Raw genomic sequence first — 17846 nt, forward strand, 5'->3', positions numbered from 1 at the left:
GGCCCGCCCCCTGCGCGAGGGGACGGGCCCGGTCGGATCAACGCCAGCGGTTCGGCGCCTTGCGGGTCGGGTCACCCTTGAGCCAGCCCGTGCCGGCCGTTCCCCCCAGCCGTACGATCATCGCGTCGGCGTCGCGGACCAGGGTGTCCCTGACGTCGGTGTCGGTGACCAGCTTGGGGTCCTTGACGAGGGTCTTGAAGGCGTTCAGTTCCTTGATCGCCTTGTCGTCCTTGCCGTCCGCCTCCGCCTTGCGCACCGCCTCCAGTTTCTTGGACAAGTCCTTGTGCGCCTGGGTGGAGAGCCGGCTGGTCGCCTTGAACCGGTCGAGCAGGTTCTGCATGTCGCGGAACGAGGTGGCCACGAAGAACTGCACCGTCGTGGTGGTGCGGTTGCCCGCCTTGTCGACCGCGACCGCCGTCAGGTCGTGCAGACCCAGCGGCAGCTCGTACATGGCCAGCAGCGCTCCGTTGGTGTACGCCTGCCCGTTCAGGGTGGCCGAGGTGCTCTGGATCCCGGAGCTCGGGTCGACCGCCTGCCACGAGATGCGGACGTCCTGGCTGTCGCCGTAGAGCTGGCCGTGGGCGATCCCGGCCACCAGCAGGGTCGGTTTGCTGCCGTCGATCCGCAGGACCGCCGACTTCAGCGTCTCCTGGTTGCCGGCCTTGTCGGTGGCCCGGTAGAGCAGCTCGTGCGGCCCGTCCCCGGTCACGTCGATCGGCGCGGTGTACGGCGTCCAGGCCCCACCGTCGAGCGACCATTCCTGTTTGCCGACCCCCGACCCGGCGTCGGTCGCGGCCAGCGTGACCGGGATGGCCCCGTCGTGCCAGCCGTTGTCGTTGGCCGGAGCGAACTGCGCCGTCGTCAGCGGAGCCGTGCCGTCGATCTTCACCGTGGCCGACTTCGCGGGCTCCACGTTTCCGGCCTTGTCGGTCGAGCGGAACCGCACCTCGTGCGAGCCGTCCCCGCTGATCGTCACCGGTGCGGTGTACGCGGTCCAGGCAGTCGCGCCGTCGATCTGATATTCCGTGCCGGCCACGCCCCCGGTGTCCGACGCGGTCAGCGTGACCGCCACGGGCCCGGTGTACCAGCCCTCGACCGGAGTGCCGGAGAGCGCAGCCGTGGTCGTCGGAGGAGCGGAGTCGGTGGTCAGCCGGAAGTAGTCGAACGCCGCGGTCTTCCGCGCGGTCTGGTTGGCCCCGAGGGTGAACAGGCCCACCTTCGGGGTGGCCCCGGCCGCGGCGTTGGTCAGCGCCGGGAACGCCGTCCAGTCCGTGCCGTCGGCCGAGTAGGAGCCGGTGTAGGTGTTACCGGTCCGGGCCAGCCGCAGGTACCACACGCCCGAGGTGAGGCTGCCGGCCTGCGGCTGCGGGTCCTGTACGGCCGCCCCGATCTCGCTGCGGAACTCGATCCGGCGGCTGGGCGCCTGCCCGGCCGTGTTGTCGAGCACGTAGTCGAGTTTGACGTAGTTGTCGTCGTCGCCGTAAACAATCAGCCCGGCCTGCTGGTACTGCTCGTCGAGCTGGCTGCCGTCGACCTTGGTCTCCAGGGTCCAGTCGCCGGACGGCGCGTTCTGGAGGACGAAGTTCGTCGGCCCGGTGTTGCTCCCGGTGTAGATGTCGCCGTTGGGCACGTCGATCCGCAACGCCCCGCCGGTGATCCGGTACGCGGCCGCGTCCTCCCGCACGACGGCGTCCCACCGGCACTTGTCGAGCGTGTCACCGGTGAACTCGTCGGAACGCGAGGCCGGTGTGGCCGGCTCGTCCGGGGTGAGCAGGAACCAGTCGAAGGCCGCGTCCACCACCGGCGCTTCGGTGCCACCGTTGAGGGCGAAGACACCGACCCGCGGGTTGCTGATCCCGGCCAGCGCGGCCGAGCGGCCGACCGTCGTGAACGTCTGCCCGTCGGCCGAGGTCTGCGCCGTCAGGTTGGTCCCGTCGCTGGTGATGCGCAGGTAGACCGTGTCACCGGTCGGCGCCGCGGCGCTGTCGCTGCTCTCGTTGCGCGGCGTCCCGGCCGTTTCCCGGATGAACTCGGCCCGGCGCGAGCCGTTGTACAGCAGGTCCAGCTTGGCGTAGTTGTCGTCGTCGCCGTAGACGATCAGACCGGCCTGCTGATAGTTCGCCGTCACCGGCACGGTCACCTTGGTCGTGGCCTGCCAGGCCCCGGCGGGTGCGGGCTGCACGACCAGGTTGGTCGCGTCGTTGCGGCTGCCGTACAGGTCGCCCGCCGCCGTGGGCAGGCGCAGCGTGCCGCCGGTGACCGAGAAGGTCTGGTTCTCCCGGACCACCGTCCAGCGGTCACGGTTGAGCGCGCTGCCGAGGAAGTCGTCCGACCGCGCCCCGAAGCAGGACGTGGCCGGCGCGTCCACCTTGACCGGGACGTTGACGTACGCCTTGGCGCCCCGGCTGTCGGTCACTGTCAGAGTGGCGGTGAAGGAACCGGGCGCCTTGTAGGTGTGGCCGGCGTCCAGGGTGGTGGCGGTGCCGCCGTCGCCGAACTCCCAGGCGTACGTCAGCGGGGTGTCGCCCTCGGCGTCGGTCGCGGTGCCGTCGAAGGCCACCGTGAGCGGCGCGGTGCCGGTGGCCGGGGTGGCAACCGCGGTGACTTTCGGGGGCGCGTTCTCGGTGACGCCGCGCCCGAGGAAGTCCATCCAGTTGACGTTGAACAGCGACCCTGCTCCGCCGCCGGGGTCACGGGCGACGAAGAACAGGGACTCGGTGTCGGCCGCCGTGACGTCGACGGAGACGTCGACGTAGCTCTGCCAGCCACCCGTGCCCGGTACGGTGGCCGTGGCCAGCAGCGGGCCGTCGGCCGCGCCGGAGCGCACCTCGATCCGCCCGCCGCCCGCCTCGGACGCCGCCCGGAAGCGGATCGCGTCGACGCCGGTCAGGCTGGCCGGGTCGAGCGACCACCAGTCGCCGTCCTCGATGAAACCGATGTTCTGGCCGCCGCCGGCCGGGTCGGTGGCGGTCTCCTTCTGCACGCCGGCGTCGCCGCCGCCGGTGCTGCCGGGGACCCGCCCGGTCGCCGAGTAGTACTCGGCCTGCTTGCGTTTGGGCTGCAGCTGCTCGATGGCCCGGCCGGTGAGCGGGGCGGAGCCGCCCTCGCCACCGTCATCGGTGTAGGTGGCCTCGAAGACCGCGAACACGTTGGCCTCGGCGCCGTGCCCGGCGGCCAGGGCGGTCTGCACGGTGCCGGTGCAGCCGGTGTACTGCTCCAGCGGGTGGGCGTGCTCGTCGTGGCCGAGCAGCACTTGCAGGCGTACGCGGTCGCAGTCGATCGTCCCGTCCTCGGGGTCGGTCACCTTGATCGTGTACTTGACCTGGTCGCCCCACTCGAAGAAGCCGCCGTCGGGTGGGAACTCGATGGAGACGGCAGGCAGGGTGTTGCCGACCGTCACCGGGACGTTGGCCACCGCCGTACGGCCCTTGGGGTTGGTCACGGTGAGCTGCGCGGTGTAGTCACCGGCCTCGGTGTAGGTGTGCGTGGGGTTGGCCTCGGTGGAGGACTTGCCGTCGCCGAACGTCCAGGCGTAGGTGAGCGCGCCGCCGTCCGGGTCGCGGGAGCCCTCGCTCGAGAACGTCGCCGTCAACGGCGTCGGGCCCGAGGTCGGCGACGCCTTGGCCACCGCGATCGGCGCCCGCTCACCGGCGATGTAGTCGATCCGGTAGATCCCGGAGTTGTCGTTGTTGCCGCCGAACCCGCTGCCCCACTCGATCAGGTACAACGCGCCGTCCGGGCCGAACTCGAAGTCCATCGGGCGGACGAAGCTCATGCCGGTCAGCAACTGGTTGATGTCGACCAGGGACTTGCCGTCGGGGGTCACCTGCATCGTGTACATCTTGGACTGGTTCCACTCGCCGAACAGCGCCTTGCCGTCGTAGTAGGCCGGCCACTTGCGGGCCGAGGTGGAATCGGCGTCGTACCGGTAGACGGGCCCGCCCATCGGGGCCCCGCCGCCGCCGATCTCTCCGAAGCGCGGGTTGCCGCCGTAGTCGTAGTCGACGGTGGCCGCGAGGGCCGGCGGCAGGGTGGTCAGGCCGGTGTTGTTGGGTGAGTCGTTCACCGGCGCCGCGCAGTTGAACTTGGCGCCGCTCGGCCCGGACGGGAACTGATAGTCGTTGTACGCGTAGTTGGCGCCGGTGCAGTACGGCCAGCCGAAGTTGCCCGCGGCGCCGACGATGTTCCACTCGACCGTGCCCTCGGGCCCCCGGTTGGGGTTGGCCGCGCTCGCGTCGGGACCGTAGTCGCCGAGGTACAGGGTGCCGGTCTTGGGATCGATGCCGATGCGGAACGGGTTACGGAAGCCCATCGCGTAGATCTCGGGGCGGGTCTTGGCCGTTCCGGGCGCGAACAGGTTGCCGGCCGGCACGGTGTAGGTGCCGTCGTCCTCGGGGTGGATCCGCAGCACCTTGCCCCGCAGGTCGTTGGTGTTGGCGGAGGTCCGCTGGGAGTCGTAGTCCTGCCGGCCCGGCCGCTCGTCGAGCGGGGCGAACGCGTCCGACTCGAAGGGGTTGGTGTTGTCACCGGTGGCCAGGTAAAGGTTGCCGGCGGCGTCGAAGGTCATGCTCCCGCCCGCGTGGCAGCAGGTGTTGCGCTGGGTGTCGACCTGCAGCACCACCTTCTCGCTGGAGGTGGCGATCGAGTCACCGGTGACGGTGAAGCGCGACAACAGATTGCGCGGCACTCCGTCGTTGCGGGCGTAGTAGAGATAGACCCAGCCGTTGCTGTCGAAGTCCGGGTCGAGCCGGATACCGATCAGCCCGTCCTCGTTGCCGGTGAAGACATCAAGGTCAACCGCGGTCACCGTACGGCCGGTGTCGGGCTTGATGATCTGGACGCGGCCGTCCCGCTCGACATAGAAGACGCGTCCGTCGCCCGCGATGTCCAGCTCCATCGGGTTGCTGGTGTTGGCGTCCAGCGTGACCTTCTCGAAGCTCGAGGTCAGCGAGGCGCCGCAGTCCGCGTCGAGCACGCCCGCCGCGGTCCGGATGCCGCCCAGCAGATGGGAGAGGAACTGCGGATCCGCGTACGACTCCTGGGTGTGGCCGCCGCCGGTGTACCAGGCCCGGCCCCCGTCGTAGTCCTGGCACCAGGCCGTCGGGTGGTCGGAGCCCATCGCCCCCGAGCCCGGCGTGTAGCTGGTCTCGTCGAGGCTCGCGAGCACGTGAACGGCGCCGCGCGGGTTGGTCCGGAAGTTGTACCACTCGTCGAAACGTGACCATCGGTCCGGCAGCCCGGCCGTCGACGGGTGGGCGTGGTCCTCGACCTTGACGACGGCCTGCTGGTTGGCCGGGTGACCGGAGAAGTAGGCGCCGACGAGCTTGCCGTACCAGGGCCAGCTGTACTCGGTGTCGGAAGCGGCGTGGATGCCGGCGTAGCCGCCGCCGGCCTTGATGTAGCGCTCGAAGGCGCTCTGCTGCCCCGGATCGAGGACGTCACCGGTGGTGGAGAGCCAGATGACCGCCTTGTACTTGGCGAGGTTGTCGTCGGTGAAGGCCGCGGCGTCCTCGGTGGCGTCCACGGTGAACCCGTTGTCCGCACCGAGTTGCCGGATGGCCGCGATCCCGGCCGGAATCGCGTCGTGCCGGAACTCAGCGGTCTTGGAGAACACGAGAACGGAGTACGGATCCGCGGCGGCGGCTGCGGCCTGGGCCACTGCCGGTTGTGCGGTGCCGATCAGGCTGCCCGCCAGCAGCGCGCTCGATGTCAGGGCAGCGGTGATGAGCCTGCGCCCGGGCAGGCGGAATCGTCGACGGGGCACGGAATCTCCCTTGTCCTGTGTAGACCTCTTCGATCGGTCCGGCCCGCCGATGGCCATCCCGGAGAACATCGAGATTTGTTTATCTCTTGGACAAACTTCGGTCCTGCCCTTCGTTTCAGGCAAGATGTTCCTGTGTAACGTTTTGGTAACCGAGGGTGTTCTCAACCATTGAGGTACGCCGATGTGTCCGACCGGCTGATGACGAACGACCGAGGGCACCAGCGGCGGGCGGCCCTCCCCGCCGTACGAAGATCAGGCCGAGCAGGCCCGCCGGGGCGTCAGCGCGCCGCGGTGTCCTTCCCGGCGGCGAACCCTGCGCTCGCGGTAGGCGCGGACGCGGCCGGAAGGCTGACCCGCAGCAGCGCGCCACCGCGGGTGGAGCGGGCGACGGTAACCCGGCCGCCGTGGGCGTCCACGACCCGCTGCACGATCGACAGCCCGAGGCCGGACCCCGGCAACGCCCGGGCGCTGTCGGCCCGGTAGAACCGGTCGAACACCCGCGGCGCGTCGGCGGCGTCGATGCCCGGTCCGGCGTCGTCGACCTCGAGCACCGCCGACGCGCCGGCGGCACGGAGCCGGACCTGGACCGGCTGGTCCGCGGGAGACCACTTGCCGGCGTTGTCGACGAGGTTGAGCACAGCCCGCTGCAGCGCGGCGGGACGCCCGGTCACCCACACGGAGCTCACATCGAGCGCGACCTCGATGTCGGGCATGCGCGAACGGGCGCGGGTCGCGGCGGCCACCACCACGTCGGCGAAGTCGATCAGCTCGGTGCTCTCGTCGCTGACGTCACCGCGGGCCACCTCGGTCAGCTCGGCGGCCAGCGTGCTCAACTCGGCCACCTGGGCGCCGAGATCGTGCAGCAGCCGGGTCCGGCTCTCCGCCGGCAGCGCGCTGTCCAGGGTGCCGCGCCGATCGAGCCGGATCAGCAGCTCGACGTTGAGGCGCAGGCTGGTGAGCGGGGTCTTGAGCTCGTGGGAGGCATCCTCGGCGAGCAGCCGCTGAGCCTGCCGGGACTCCCGCAGCGCGGCGAGCATGTCGTTGATCGACTGGATCAGCTGCCGGATCTCCCCACCGCCCTCGTCCGGAATGTCGGCGTCGAGATCCCGGGTGTCCGCGACACGCACCGCGGCGGCGGTCAGCCGGTCGATCGGTGCCAGCGCGGCCCGCGCCACGGTCCGCCCCACCAGGGCGCCGCCGGCCACGCAGAGCAGCCCGATCACCAGCATGCCGAACCCGAACTCGTTGATCGGGCTGTCGTCGGCGAGGTCGGCCACCTGGACCGCGCCGTCGCCCGTCCGCAGCGTGTAGACGCGGTAGCCGTCATCCCAGTCGGCCGACTCCAGCAGATCGGTCGACGCGCCCTCCGCTACACGCCCGGCCTGCTCACTGACCGGGGGTAGCTCGGGCTGGCCGGCCGGCGTCCGGGTCGAGCCGTCGGGCAGGATGACCCGCACCAGCCGGCCGGATCCCGGGTACGGCGGCAGCGGGACCTGCGCCAGACCGGCGCGCTCCGCATTGGTGGCCAGAACGCGGGAGTCGGCGTGCAGCTGATCCTCGGCGGTGTCCAGCAGCTTGCGATTCATCAGCTCGCTGGCCACCTGGAAGGACACGAACACGCTGACCGCGATGGCGGTCGCCGCGATCACCGTCATCCTGGTCCGCAGGGATCGCCCGCGCCACCACCGGGTCAGCGGGCGCGGCTCCCGGCCCCCGGCCCCGCTCACGGAGGAGTCTCCCGCAACGTGTAGCCGAGCCCGCGCAGCGTGTAGATCAACCGCGGCTCACCCTCGGCCTCCATCTTGCGGCGCAGATAGCTCACGTACACCTGCAGGTTGTTGTCGGTGGTGCTCATGTCGAAGCCCCAGATCGCCTCGAACAGCGCGTCGCGGGTCAGCACGCGGGTCGCGTTGCGTACGAGCACCTGCAGGAGGGAGAACTCGGTCCGGGTCAGGCGCAGCGGCCGCCCGCCACGCCACGCCTCGAACCGGTCGGGATCGATGCGCACGTCGGCGAACGACAGGACCGGCGACTGCTCGCCGGCCGGCGCGCGCCGACGCAGCAGGGCCCGCACCCGGGCCAGCAGCTCCTCGGTGGCGAACGGCTTGGGCAGATAGTCGTCGGCGCCCGCATCCAGCCCCGCGACCCGGTCGGAGACCTGGTCGCGGGCGGTCAGCATGAGCACCGGAAGATCCCGGCCCGCCGCCCGCAACCGCCGGCAGGTCTCCAGGCCGCCGAGACGGGGCATCATCACGTCCAGGATCAACAGATCCAACGTGTCACCCCCCGCGCCCTCGACCCCGTCGAGCACGGCGAGACCGTTGGCCACCGTGCTGGTGTCATAGCCCTCGACCTGGAGCACCCGCTCCAGCGACTCACGGATGGCCGCCTCGTCGTCCGCGATCATGATGCGCACTGCGGCCCCACCCCTTCCACCGACGCCTCGACGCTCATCCTCCCCGATCAACCTGAGGCCAGTATTAGAGACGCCAACGTGTCACTTCACGAGCACCTTCGTCCGGAACAGCTTCTCCGCGTTTCGGTACGCGATCTTCTCCTTGTCCTCGCGCGGCAAGTCGACTCCACGGAACCAGTCGGTCTGCGCCTTGATGTCCGCGAACGGGTAGTCGGTTGCGAACATCACCCGATCCACGCTGATGTGCCTCAGCAGGAGCTCGAGCAGCTCGGTCTGGGGAAATGCGCTCGTGGTGACCCAGAAGTTGTCCTGGAAGTACTGCCCGAAGGGTTTCTTGAGCGAGCCTTCGGTCGGCTCGCCCATGTCATTGACGATCCGGTCGTAGTAGAAGGGAAGACCCTCACCCATGTGACCGATGATGATTTTCAGTTTGGGGAATCGGTCGAAGACCCCGTACGTGATCATCCGAATGCACTGGGTCAGCACCTCCTGGTGCCAGCCGTATCCGGACCCGCTGAAAATGTAGGGCTGGAACTCTTTGGTGTATTGCGTCCGCGTGGTGCTGTAAAGAATTTTGAAGATCTCGTCCGCCGGATAGCCGGGATGCAGGTAGATCGGCACGTCGAGAGCAACGGCACGGGCCAGCACGGGCTCGAAATCGGGATGATCGAGGTACTTCTTCGTGATGTGCCCGTTGGTCAGCGCCCCCAAGAAGCCGTCCTCGGAAACCGAGCGCTCCAGTTCGTCCGCCGCCGCCTCCGGGCTCTGCAGGGGCAAGGTGGCGAAGGCCTTGAAGCGGCCCGGATACTTGGCGATGGGCCCGGTCACCAGCTGCCGGTTGAGACGGTAGGCCAGGTCGATGCCCCTGCGCCCCGGGACATTCTGAACCGACGGCGTATGAGCGGAGAGAACTTGAACGTTGAGTCCCCCCGCGTCCATGTCGTCGATGCGGCGTCGGCCCAGATCGGCCAGGCCGATTTCCTCGAGGAACGCGATGTGATCCTTGTTGATGGAGTTCAGCTTCAGCAACGCGGGAGTCGAGAAGGTCTCCTCCGTGCCGATGAAGGGCAGATCCCGGTCTCGCTGGTAAATTTCCGCGGTCCTGTCCGCATTCTGTTCCGGAGCCTGGTCCGGAGTCTTCTTGGTGTCGCTCGCGGCCGCGGTAATGGCATGCGAGGACACGCCGGCGCCGATGCCGAGTGCCGTGGCGGCGGCCAAGAAGCTGCGGCGTCCCATGGGCTTCATATCAGTCTCTCCTGTCGACGGATTGCCTCGCTTGTCTGACGCCGACTTCGTACCTGGCGAATCTGAGACGATCATTAATACGCTGCTCAGGGCGCAACATTAATGATCGTCTCAGAATCACTCGGTACGAAGTCGGCCTCGGACAACCAATCGCTCAGGAGGATCGATGACAGTCGACGTAGCGCCGACGACCCAGGACGCGCCGCCCGGCCGGGCGGCCGGCCGGTGGCTGCCGTGGCTGGTGATCGGCTTGTGGGTGGCCCTGGCGGCGGTCATGGTGCCGTTGAGCGGAAAGCTGAGCTCGGTCACCACCGACAAGGCCGTGGACGCCCTGCCCGCCAGTGCCGAGTCCACCAAGGTGGCGGTGCTGGAGGAAAGCCTTCCCGGCGCGGAGGACAACACCTTCGTCTTCGTGTACCACCGCGCCGGCCGCTTGACCTACGCCGACCGCGCCACGGTGGAACGCCACTACGACACCCTGGCCAAGAAGTACCCGCCGAAGACGGCAACCGGCGGCGAGGAGGATGACGACGGTCCCGCGATCAGGCCGTCCACCAACGGCAACGCGATGATGTTCGCCCTCGACCTGAGCACCAGCTACGGTCCGCCGGAGGAGCTCGTCGGCCCGTTGCGTGACGCCGCGAAGGACCGGCCCACCGGCCTGGAACTCGAGGTGACCGGCCCGGCCGCGATCGACGGCGACCTGGACGCCGTCTTCGACGGGATCGACCTGCAGGTCTTCCTCACCACCGTCATCGTCGTCACGATCCTGCTGATCCTCACCTACCGCAGCCCGGTGTTGTGGTTCGTCCCGCTGGTGGTCGTGGGCGTGGCCGCGCTGACCTCGATGGCGACCGTCTACCTGCTCGTCAAGGGCTTCGGCATCGTGGTCGACAACCAGAACTCGGCGCTGCTGACCATCCTGGTGTTCGGCGTCGGCACCGACTACGCGCTGCTGCTCATCGCCCGATATCGGGAGACACTGCACCACTACGAGAACGTCCGGGTGGCGATGGTCCACGCGCTGCGTGGTGCCGCGCCGGCCATCATCGCGTCCGCCGCCACCGTGGTCGCGGGCCTGCTCTGCCTGCTCGCCGCGGACCTGAACAGCATCAGCGGGCTCGGCCCGATCGGCGCGGCCGGCATCCTGTGCGCCCTGGTGGCCATGCTGACCCTGTTCCCCGCGGTGCTGGTGGTGCTCGGCCGCCGGATCTTCTGGCCGGCCATCCCGCGGTTCAGCACGGCCGTACAGGCGAAGCCGGGGCTGTGGGGACGGCTCGGCGCCGCCATCGACCGCCGCCGGTGGATGGCGACGCTCGGCTCGTTCGGCATCCTCGCCGTGCTCTGCATCGGGCTCACGGGCAACACGGGCGCCCTGCGGGAGCAGGACCAGTTCCTGTCCCCGCCGGAGTCGGTCACCGGCTTCACCGTTCTGCGCCAGAACTTCCCTGAGCTCGGCGGGCAGCCGATGACCGTCTACACGCGACCGGCGTACGAGAAGCAGATCCTCGACGTCGTCAAGCGCACTCCCGGCGTGGCGCAGACCGAACCGGGCCAGACCGTCCAGGGCTGGACCGACATCTCCGTGTACCCGGCCGACGCTCCGGACACCCCCGCCGAGTACGACACCATCAAGCGCGTGCGCGCCGCGGTGCACGCGGTCAGCGGGGCGGAGGCCATCGTCGGCGGGCCGAGCGCGGAGAACCTCGACACCGAAGTCACCACCGGCCGCGACGAGAAGCTGGTGATCCCGCTGGTGCTGGCCGTGGTCCTGATCGTCCTCGGGCTGCTGCTGCGCGCGATCGTGGCCCCGCTGGTCCTGATGGCGACGGTGATCGTCTCGTTCGCCGCAGCCTTCGGCGGCAGCGTGTTCGTCTTCGACACCGTGCTCGGCTTCCAGGGCATCGACTATGCGGTGCCGCTGCTGGCCTTCCTGTTCCTCGTGGCGCTCGGCGTCGACTACAACATCTTCCTGACCAGCCGGGCCCGGGAGGAGACCGCACGTCTCGGTACCAGGGACGGCATGCGCAAAGCCCTCTCCGCCACCGGTGGCGTCATCACCTCGGCCGGGCTGGTCCTGGCGGCCACGTTCGCGGTCCTCGTCTCACTTCCGCTGGTGATGTTGGTCGAGGTCGGGTTCCTGGTCGCCTTCGGCGTGCTGCTCGACGCCCTGCTCGTGCGGTCGGTCCTGGTGCCCGCCCTCACCCTGCTGATCGGCCGGCGGATCTGGTGGCCGAGCCGGCTGTCCCGGCCCGCGGCGCAGGCGCCCCCGGCGGGGCGGCACTCACGGGCCGGAGACAAGGAGCCCGCGCGGCCACGGTGAACGGGTCACGCCGGCCCCCAGGTGGTGTCGAGCCCGACCGCGGTCGCCTCGTCGGGATGGTCGCCGCGATCCACTCCGAGCAGCCGGAGCGCGACGTTCAGCGCGCGCTCCGGCCCCGGCCGTCCGTCCTCTGCGGTGACGTCGAGGCCACGCTTCACCCCGTTCTCCTGCCACACGTACGACTGCTGGTGCCGGTCGGCCTCGACGTAGCAGCAGCGGGCCACGAACTCCTCGCCTGCCCGCATGTGCCGGATCGTGAGCTGGACCAGGTTGTTCGCGTCGGCGGCGAGGTCCGGATCGTCGGCCAGGGCGGCGCCGGCGGCGTCCCGCGCGTCGTCGGTGACCGGCAGCACCCGGACCCCCTGGGCCAGCGCCTGCACCCGCCCGTCCGGGCTCGGGCCGGCGGTGTCGCCGACCCGGGTCACCAGCGCGGCGTACGAGTCGTACTCGGTCCTCAGCATCGGACCATTATGCGATCGGATGGATGGTCACGTTGATCCCCTTCTCCTTGCCGTAAGCGACGATTTTCTTGTACGCCTCGACCTGCGCGGGCGTGGAGTCGGCCCGTACGGCGATCTTCAGGTTGAAGGACTTGACCATGTCCCTCGTGATGGTGGTCGAGCCCTGGGTCGCCCCGTTGCGCCGGAAGTTCACCATGTCCTCGACCTGCTTCTTGCCGGTCGAGGTGATCGCCGAGTTGGAGATCTTGTAGGTGTCGGCCCGGGCGTCGATCGACTTGATGCTGGTCGCGGCGCCGGACGCCTCGTCCCAGGAGTCGATGTAGGGGAAGCGGTCGGGCAGGTTGCCGCCCAGCCGCTGCTCGATCTTCATCCGGTCGTCGAGGGCCCACCGCTCGTTGAGGCCGGTGATCTCCTCGGGGGACTCGAACTCGCAGTCCAGGTTGTGCACCAGGACCGGCGAGCGGCCCGCCACCGCGTAGTAGGTGTGGGTCCGCGCGACGGTCAGGTTGTGCACACGGGTGATCTCCACCCGTTCGCGCACCGCGGAGATCTGCACCGACGTGCCCGTGCCGGTTCGCAGCCACTGCCCGGCCTGCAGCTCGGCGGCCCGCACCCACTCGGCGAGCTCGGGGACCCAGAACGGGTGGTTGTGGGTCGCGGTCAGGACACCGCCGCGGTCACCGTTGTCCACCGTGATGTCGACCAGCCGCTTCACGCCGGCGCTGCTGATCAGGTGGGTGACCTTGCGCGGCCCGGTGAACCCGGTGACGGGGTCGGTGGCCAGCACCTCGTCGCCGACAGCCAGCTTCTCGATGGCCCGGGTGCCCCCGTCGGCCAGCAGCACCGGGGTCCCCGGCAGGAAGCTGCTCGGCCGCGGCGGGATCGGGCAGGACGCGCCGGCCTCCCGCTTGCGGCGCTCGGCGAGCTCCTGCAACTCGTCGCGGCGCTTGCGGCCGTCGCGCACCTTGTCGAGGAACTTGAGCAGTTTCGGCATCAGCTTCACGAGATCGGCCGCGATGCCGACCATCTTGCTGGCCGGCAGCAGCCCGGCGAGGCTCCACAGGCAGGCCTCGATGTTGCCCTCGGCGATGCAGGAGTAGATGTCGCCGACCCCGGACAGGTCGAGGAACAGCTGCCAGGCGTTCTCCTTGATGAAGTCGAGCACGTTCATCCCGGCGTCGGCGATCGCCTGCTTCAGCTCCGCCTGCTGCTCCGGCGTCAGGTGGGGCAGCAGATCGGGGTCGACCGGGCCCGGCGGCGCCGACGCCGCATCGGCGAGGGCCTGCGCGGCCTTCTTGCGGTCGGCTTCCTCGGCCCGCTCGGCGGCCTGCTGCGCCTCGACCGCCCACTTGAGCGCGTTCGCCGCTGCGGTCGCGGCGCTGTCCGCGTGCTCCTGGGCGCGGTCGGCGGCGCCGCGGGCCGCGGACGCGTCGGCCTCGGCCCGGTCGGCGGCGCCGCGGGCTGCGGCGGCGTCGCGTTCGGCGGCCGACGCCGCGCTGTTCGCCGCGTTCGCGTCGGCCTGAGCCGCGGCGGCGGCCTTGCCCGCGATGGCGGCGTCGTTCGCGGCCTCGTTGGCCGCCCGGCGGGCCGCGGCGGCATCCGCCCGGGCCTGCGCGTCGGCCCGGCCCGCGCCGGCCGCGGCCTCCCGGGCCCGAGCGCCGTCGGCGGCCGCCCGGGCCGCCGCCTGGCGGGCCTCGGCGGCCGACCGGGCCGCGTCGGCGGCCGCCCGCGCCGCCTGGGCGGCGGACAGGTAGGCCGGCTTGACCTGGTCGTTCGCCGTTTTCGCGGCGTCCTCGGCCCGCTCGGCCGCGGTCAGCGCCTCGGCCGCCCGGGCCTGCGCCGCGTCCGCCTGCTCCTGGCCGATGGTCAGCGCCTGCTCGGCCACCTCACGCACGAAGTCGGCGTCGATGTCGGCCCCGCTGAACGGCGACACCATGCCGATCGCCGTGTCGGCCGGCGCGGCGATGCCGGTCGCCGACTGCCGGGCCGCGGACGCCGCGGTGACCGCGATCTCGGCCTGGTGCGACGCGGCGACCGACTCGGTGGTGGCCGCCTCGGCCTCGGCCTTGGTGCGGTCGGCTGACCACTGGGCCCGCAGCGACTCCTCGGCCGCCTGCTCGGAGAGCCGGGTCGCGGCGTCCGCCGCCCGGGCGGCGCGCACCTCCTGAGCGGTGGCCTCGGCGGCCTTGGCATCGGCCCGCAGCCGGGCCGCGTGCGTCGCCCGCGCGGTCGATTCCGCCTGGTCGGCCGCGGCGTCGGCGGCGGCCGCGGCGGCCTCCGCCCGCTGCGAGGCGACCCACGCGCGGTCGGCGGCGGCTTGGGCCTGGGTGGCCGCCGACCGCGCGTTCGCGGCGGAGGCGGTGGCGCTGTGGGCCGAGGACCGGGCCGACCGGGCCGCGGTGCCGGCCGTCCCGGCCTGCCGGTCCGCCTCGTCGGCCTGCCGCTGCGCCTCCTGCCGCTCGGCCTCGGTCCGCGCGTTGGCCACGCCGGCCCGCAGCGCGGCCTGCTTCGCCTTGGCCGTCTGCTCGGCCCGTTCGGCCGCGTTGGCCTCGTCGCGGGCCCGGCGGGCCAGACCCTCCTGCTCCCAGGCGCGGGTGTCGGCGCCGGCGGCCGCGGCCTCGGCCGCCTCGGCGCGGCCCCGCGCGCCGCGGGCGACGGCGGCCTGAGCGTCGGCGTTCGCGCGGGCGCTCGCCGCGGCGGCCGCGTGCCGCTCGGCCTCGGCCCGGTGCGCGGCCGCGTTCGCCCGCTCGGCCTCGGCGATCTGCCGCTGCCGCTTGGCCTCGGCCGCCTGCGCCTCCGCCGTCTCCCGGTGCCGGCGGGTCGCCTCGGCCTGCCGCCAGGCCTCGGCCTCGGCCGCCTGAGCCTGCTCACGAGCGGTTTTGGCCCGCGCCGCGGCGGTCTTGGCCGCGGCGGCCTGCTTGGCGGCGGCCGCAGCGAGTTTCTCGGCCGCGGCGGCGTGATCGGCGGCCAGCTTGCGCCACTTCTCGGCCTGCTTGGCGTGCGCCTCGGCCTTGGCCTGCGCGTCCTGCGCGTTGTTGGTGGCGATCGTGGCGTCGATGGCGTTCAGCGCGGTCTCGGTGGCGCCGACCGCGGCGGCGGACGCCGCGGACATGCCGTTGACGATCAGCGACCACTCGGCCCCGTACGTCAGACCGGTGTCGACCAGGTCGTCGGCCGCCGTGGTGGCGATCGCGGCCGCCGCGCTCGCTTGCGACGCGGCCAGCTGAGCGGCCCGTAGTTCGTTGGCGGTCTGCGTCTTGGCCGCGTTCAGCTCGACCGCCTTGGACGCCGGGGAGCCGGCGCCCGCGGTCAGCACCCGCTCGGCGTGCCGGGCCGCGTTGGCGGCGCCGCCCATGGCGTTGGCCGCCCGCTGCAACGCGCGGACCGCGTCGCCGTGCGCGGCCAGCAGCCGGGTCCGCGCCTCGGACGCGCGCTTGGCCCGCTGGGCCAGGTCGGTCAGCTCCTCGGCGGCCTTGTTGCGTGCCTCCAGGTCCTTCAAATACTGCTCACGCTCGGCGGCGTCGGCCTTGGCCGCGGCCAGATAGCCGGTCGCCAGGAACGCCGCCACCGCCGCGTCGTCACCGGCCAGCGCCTGCTCAGCCGCAGCCTTGACGTGGGACTCGGCGGGCGCGGCGGCGGCGAGCAGCCGTACGCGCTCGCGCAGTTGGGCCGCCCGCTCCCGCGCGTTTGACGCCACCTTCTCGTCGCGCTGCCGAGCGATGTCGGCGCCGTACGCCAGGAACTGCGCCCGGTCGGAGTCGGTGCCCTTGAGCACCCGCTCGACCTCCGCGTTGAAGTAGCCACCGGGCGTGCCGGTGCCCTTCATCGCCGTGATCCGAGCCAGGTTGTCCGCCGCCTCCTGCTTCTTGCGGGCGGCGATCTGCTTCTCCAGCGCCGGCTTGTCGACCGTCGCGAACCTCATGATGGCCGCCGGGTCGGCACTGGCCAGCGCGGCCAGCGCGGCGTCGCGGACCTCCGGCTCGGGCGACAGCTGGGCCACGTCGGACACGGCCTTACGCCACCGCTCGGCGTTCTGGTCGACGCCGGACGTGCCGTTCCACTGCTCGGTGACCAGCGGCGGGATCGTGACCTCGACAGGCTCACGGGCGGCGGTCACCGGTGGCGCCGCTGCGGCCGGTGGGGCGTGCAGGACGGGGAGCAGGATGAGGGCGGTCAGCGAGGCCGTTGTCAGCGCGCGCAGGCGCGTCAGGATCGTCACGCGAAATCCATTCCGGATGCAGGCGAGAACACCCGGGCGCGGGCGCGCACAGGTGTCGGAACAGGTGTGGTCAGACGGCCTGGATAGGGCCGGACCCGCGTGATGGTCTTTTGATGTCCATATGAATCCCCCGTGGTGAGCCGCCAGACGTCGACGGACTCCGATGCGACGCGTATCTAAACACGAGCGGGACTCGGCGTTCTACCCCGGGTTCGTTCACCCGCACATCGGCGGCCCGCACATCGCCTGTGGCAGCTCACGGTCGGCTTCTGCGACCCGCAGCCGGACATCCGTTCCTTCGGCACCGAGCTAGGTGTGCAACTGCCGAAGGTCGCTTACAACTGGGTCTGAGTCTTCTGCATGAGGCGTTCGTAGGGGGTTTGGCCGGCGACGGCGCCGTGCGGGCGATGGTAGTTGTAGTAGTCCTCCCATTCGCGCAGCTTGTTGTTGAAGACGCCGGTGTCGTCGATGACGACGCCGGCCAGCATGCGGCAGAACTCTTCGGCGTCGATGCGGTGTGAGCGCTCGACCTTGCCGTTGAGGTGCGGTGATGCGGGTTCGATGTAGGTGTGCGCGATGCCTTTGTCGAGCACGTGCCAGTGGAACTCGGTTCGGAACTCGGCGCCGTTGTCGGTCTGGATGACTTCGACCCGAAAGGGCAGGCGCTCGAGGACGGGGTCCAGGAACTGGATCGCAGTCTTCTGATCGCAGCGCGGGCAGATGCGCAGCACGCGTAGCCGGGGCAGTCGTCGATCCCGGTGAACTGGTAGTACTTCGCGCGTCGGCGCTGTTCGGGTAGCCGGCCGGTGAGTGGGGCTTTGCCGGTCGGCGATCTTGTTGACGATGTCGGCGTGGGTGGCGTTCGGGCTGTGGTGCGGGGCGCTGGAACGGTCCCGCAGGCCGGCCAGGCCCTCGTCCTGGTAGCGGCGCAGCCATTTGTAGAACGTGGGACGGCTGATGGTCAGGACGGCTTGGTAGCGGACGGCGAGTTGGTCGTATGGGGTGGCGACGCCGCGGTGGCGTTTCAGTCGGTTGATGCCGCACTCGACGGCGGGGCGCCGGCGGGAGACGAGCGGATCGAAACCGGGTGGCCGCCCGCCTTGGGATCCTGGGGCTTTGCGGTGGGCGTCCTGGTCGGTCTTGCTCGTCGATGAGTCGCCGTCTGGTCCATTCCGGCGGACGGCCTCTGGTCGGCGGCGCAGGCAGCAACGGGACGAGGGCCGCCCCTTGCGCGTCGGTGACGTCGTGCCGCCTCGTCACCGCCAGGGTGGCCACGAGGTCTCCGGTGGATGGTGCTTCTTGGTCGTTGCACCAAGTACCGGAGACCTCTTCTGTTATCGATCACCGCCACGCCGTGGCCTCACCGGCAATCCAACTTTCTCACAACGCGCCCTCGCCGCCCTGTCGGAGCGGGCCGG

General features: G+C 70.8%; 8 protein-coding genes and 1 pseudogene. 1 reads left to right on the top strand and 8 read right to left on the bottom strand.

What is annotated here, in order from left to right:
* Positions 1–37: 37 nt before the first annotated feature.
* The 4 genes from BKA14_RS17490 to BKA14_RS17505 form a co-directional block, all read right to left on the bottom strand.
* Positions 38–5764 (bottom strand): ThuA domain-containing protein, encoded by a 5727-nt coding sequence (locus tag BKA14_RS17490; protein WP_239093639.1) that lies wholly within the window; start codon positions 5762–5764, stop codon positions 38–40.
* A 278-nt stretch (positions 5765–6042) separates the two neighbouring features.
* Positions 6043–7419, bottom strand: coding sequence for a HAMP domain-containing sensor histidine kinase (locus tag BKA14_RS17495; RefSeq protein ID WP_239093641.1), 1377 nt, complete (start codon positions 7417–7419; stop codon positions 6043–6045).
* A gap of 68 nt (positions 7420–7487) precedes the next feature.
* A complete protein-coding gene (locus BKA14_RS17500; protein ID WP_184956800.1) occupies positions 7488–8171 on the bottom strand; it encodes a response regulator transcription factor in 684 nt (227 codons plus the stop codon).
* 90 nt (positions 8172–8261) lie between these two features.
* Positions 8262–9416 carry an amidohydrolase family protein gene (locus BKA14_RS17505; RefSeq protein WP_203722888.1) on the bottom strand — a complete coding sequence of 385 codons (1155 nt, stop codon included), beginning with the start codon at positions 9414–9416 and terminating at the stop codon, positions 8262–8264.
* A gap of 175 nt (positions 9417–9591) precedes the next feature.
* On the opposite strand from BKA14_RS17505, the gene BKA14_RS17510 reads away from it, so the two are divergent.
* Complete coding sequence (locus BKA14_RS17510) at positions 9592–11748, top strand: MMPL family transporter (protein ID WP_184952004.1); 2157 nt, start codon at positions 9592–9594, stop codon at positions 11746–11748.
* Between the two features lie 5 nt (positions 11749–11753).
* Here the strand turns inward: BKA14_RS17510 and BKA14_RS17515 are convergent, their stop codons facing one another.
* The 4 genes and pseudogenes from BKA14_RS17515 to BKA14_RS45715 form a co-directional block, all read right to left on the bottom strand.
* Complete coding sequence (locus tag BKA14_RS17515) at positions 11754–12209, bottom strand: hypothetical protein (protein ID WP_184952005.1); 456 nt, start codon at positions 12207–12209, stop codon at positions 11754–11756.
* A gap of 7 nt (positions 12210–12216) precedes the next feature.
* Positions 12217–16428 (bottom strand): endonuclease toxin domain-containing protein, encoded by a 4212-nt coding sequence (locus tag BKA14_RS44075; RefSeq protein WP_184952006.1) that lies wholly within the window; start codon positions 16426–16428, stop codon positions 12217–12219.
* Between the two features lie 335 nt (positions 16429–16763).
* A complete protein-coding gene (locus BKA14_RS17525; RefSeq protein ID WP_184952007.1) occupies positions 16764–17159 on the bottom strand; it encodes an integrase core domain-containing protein in 396 nt (131 codons plus the stop codon).
* A gap of 177 nt (positions 17160–17336) precedes the next feature.
* Positions 17337–17573, bottom strand: a pseudogene (locus BKA14_RS45715) (IS5 family transposase); the annotation flags it as partial.
* Positions 17574–17846 lie beyond the last annotated feature (273 nt).

This window comes from Paractinoplanes abujensis (assembly GCF_014204895.1).
Classification (GTDB): domain Bacteria; phylum Actinomycetota; class Actinomycetes; order Mycobacteriales; family Micromonosporaceae; genus Actinoplanes; species Actinoplanes abujensis.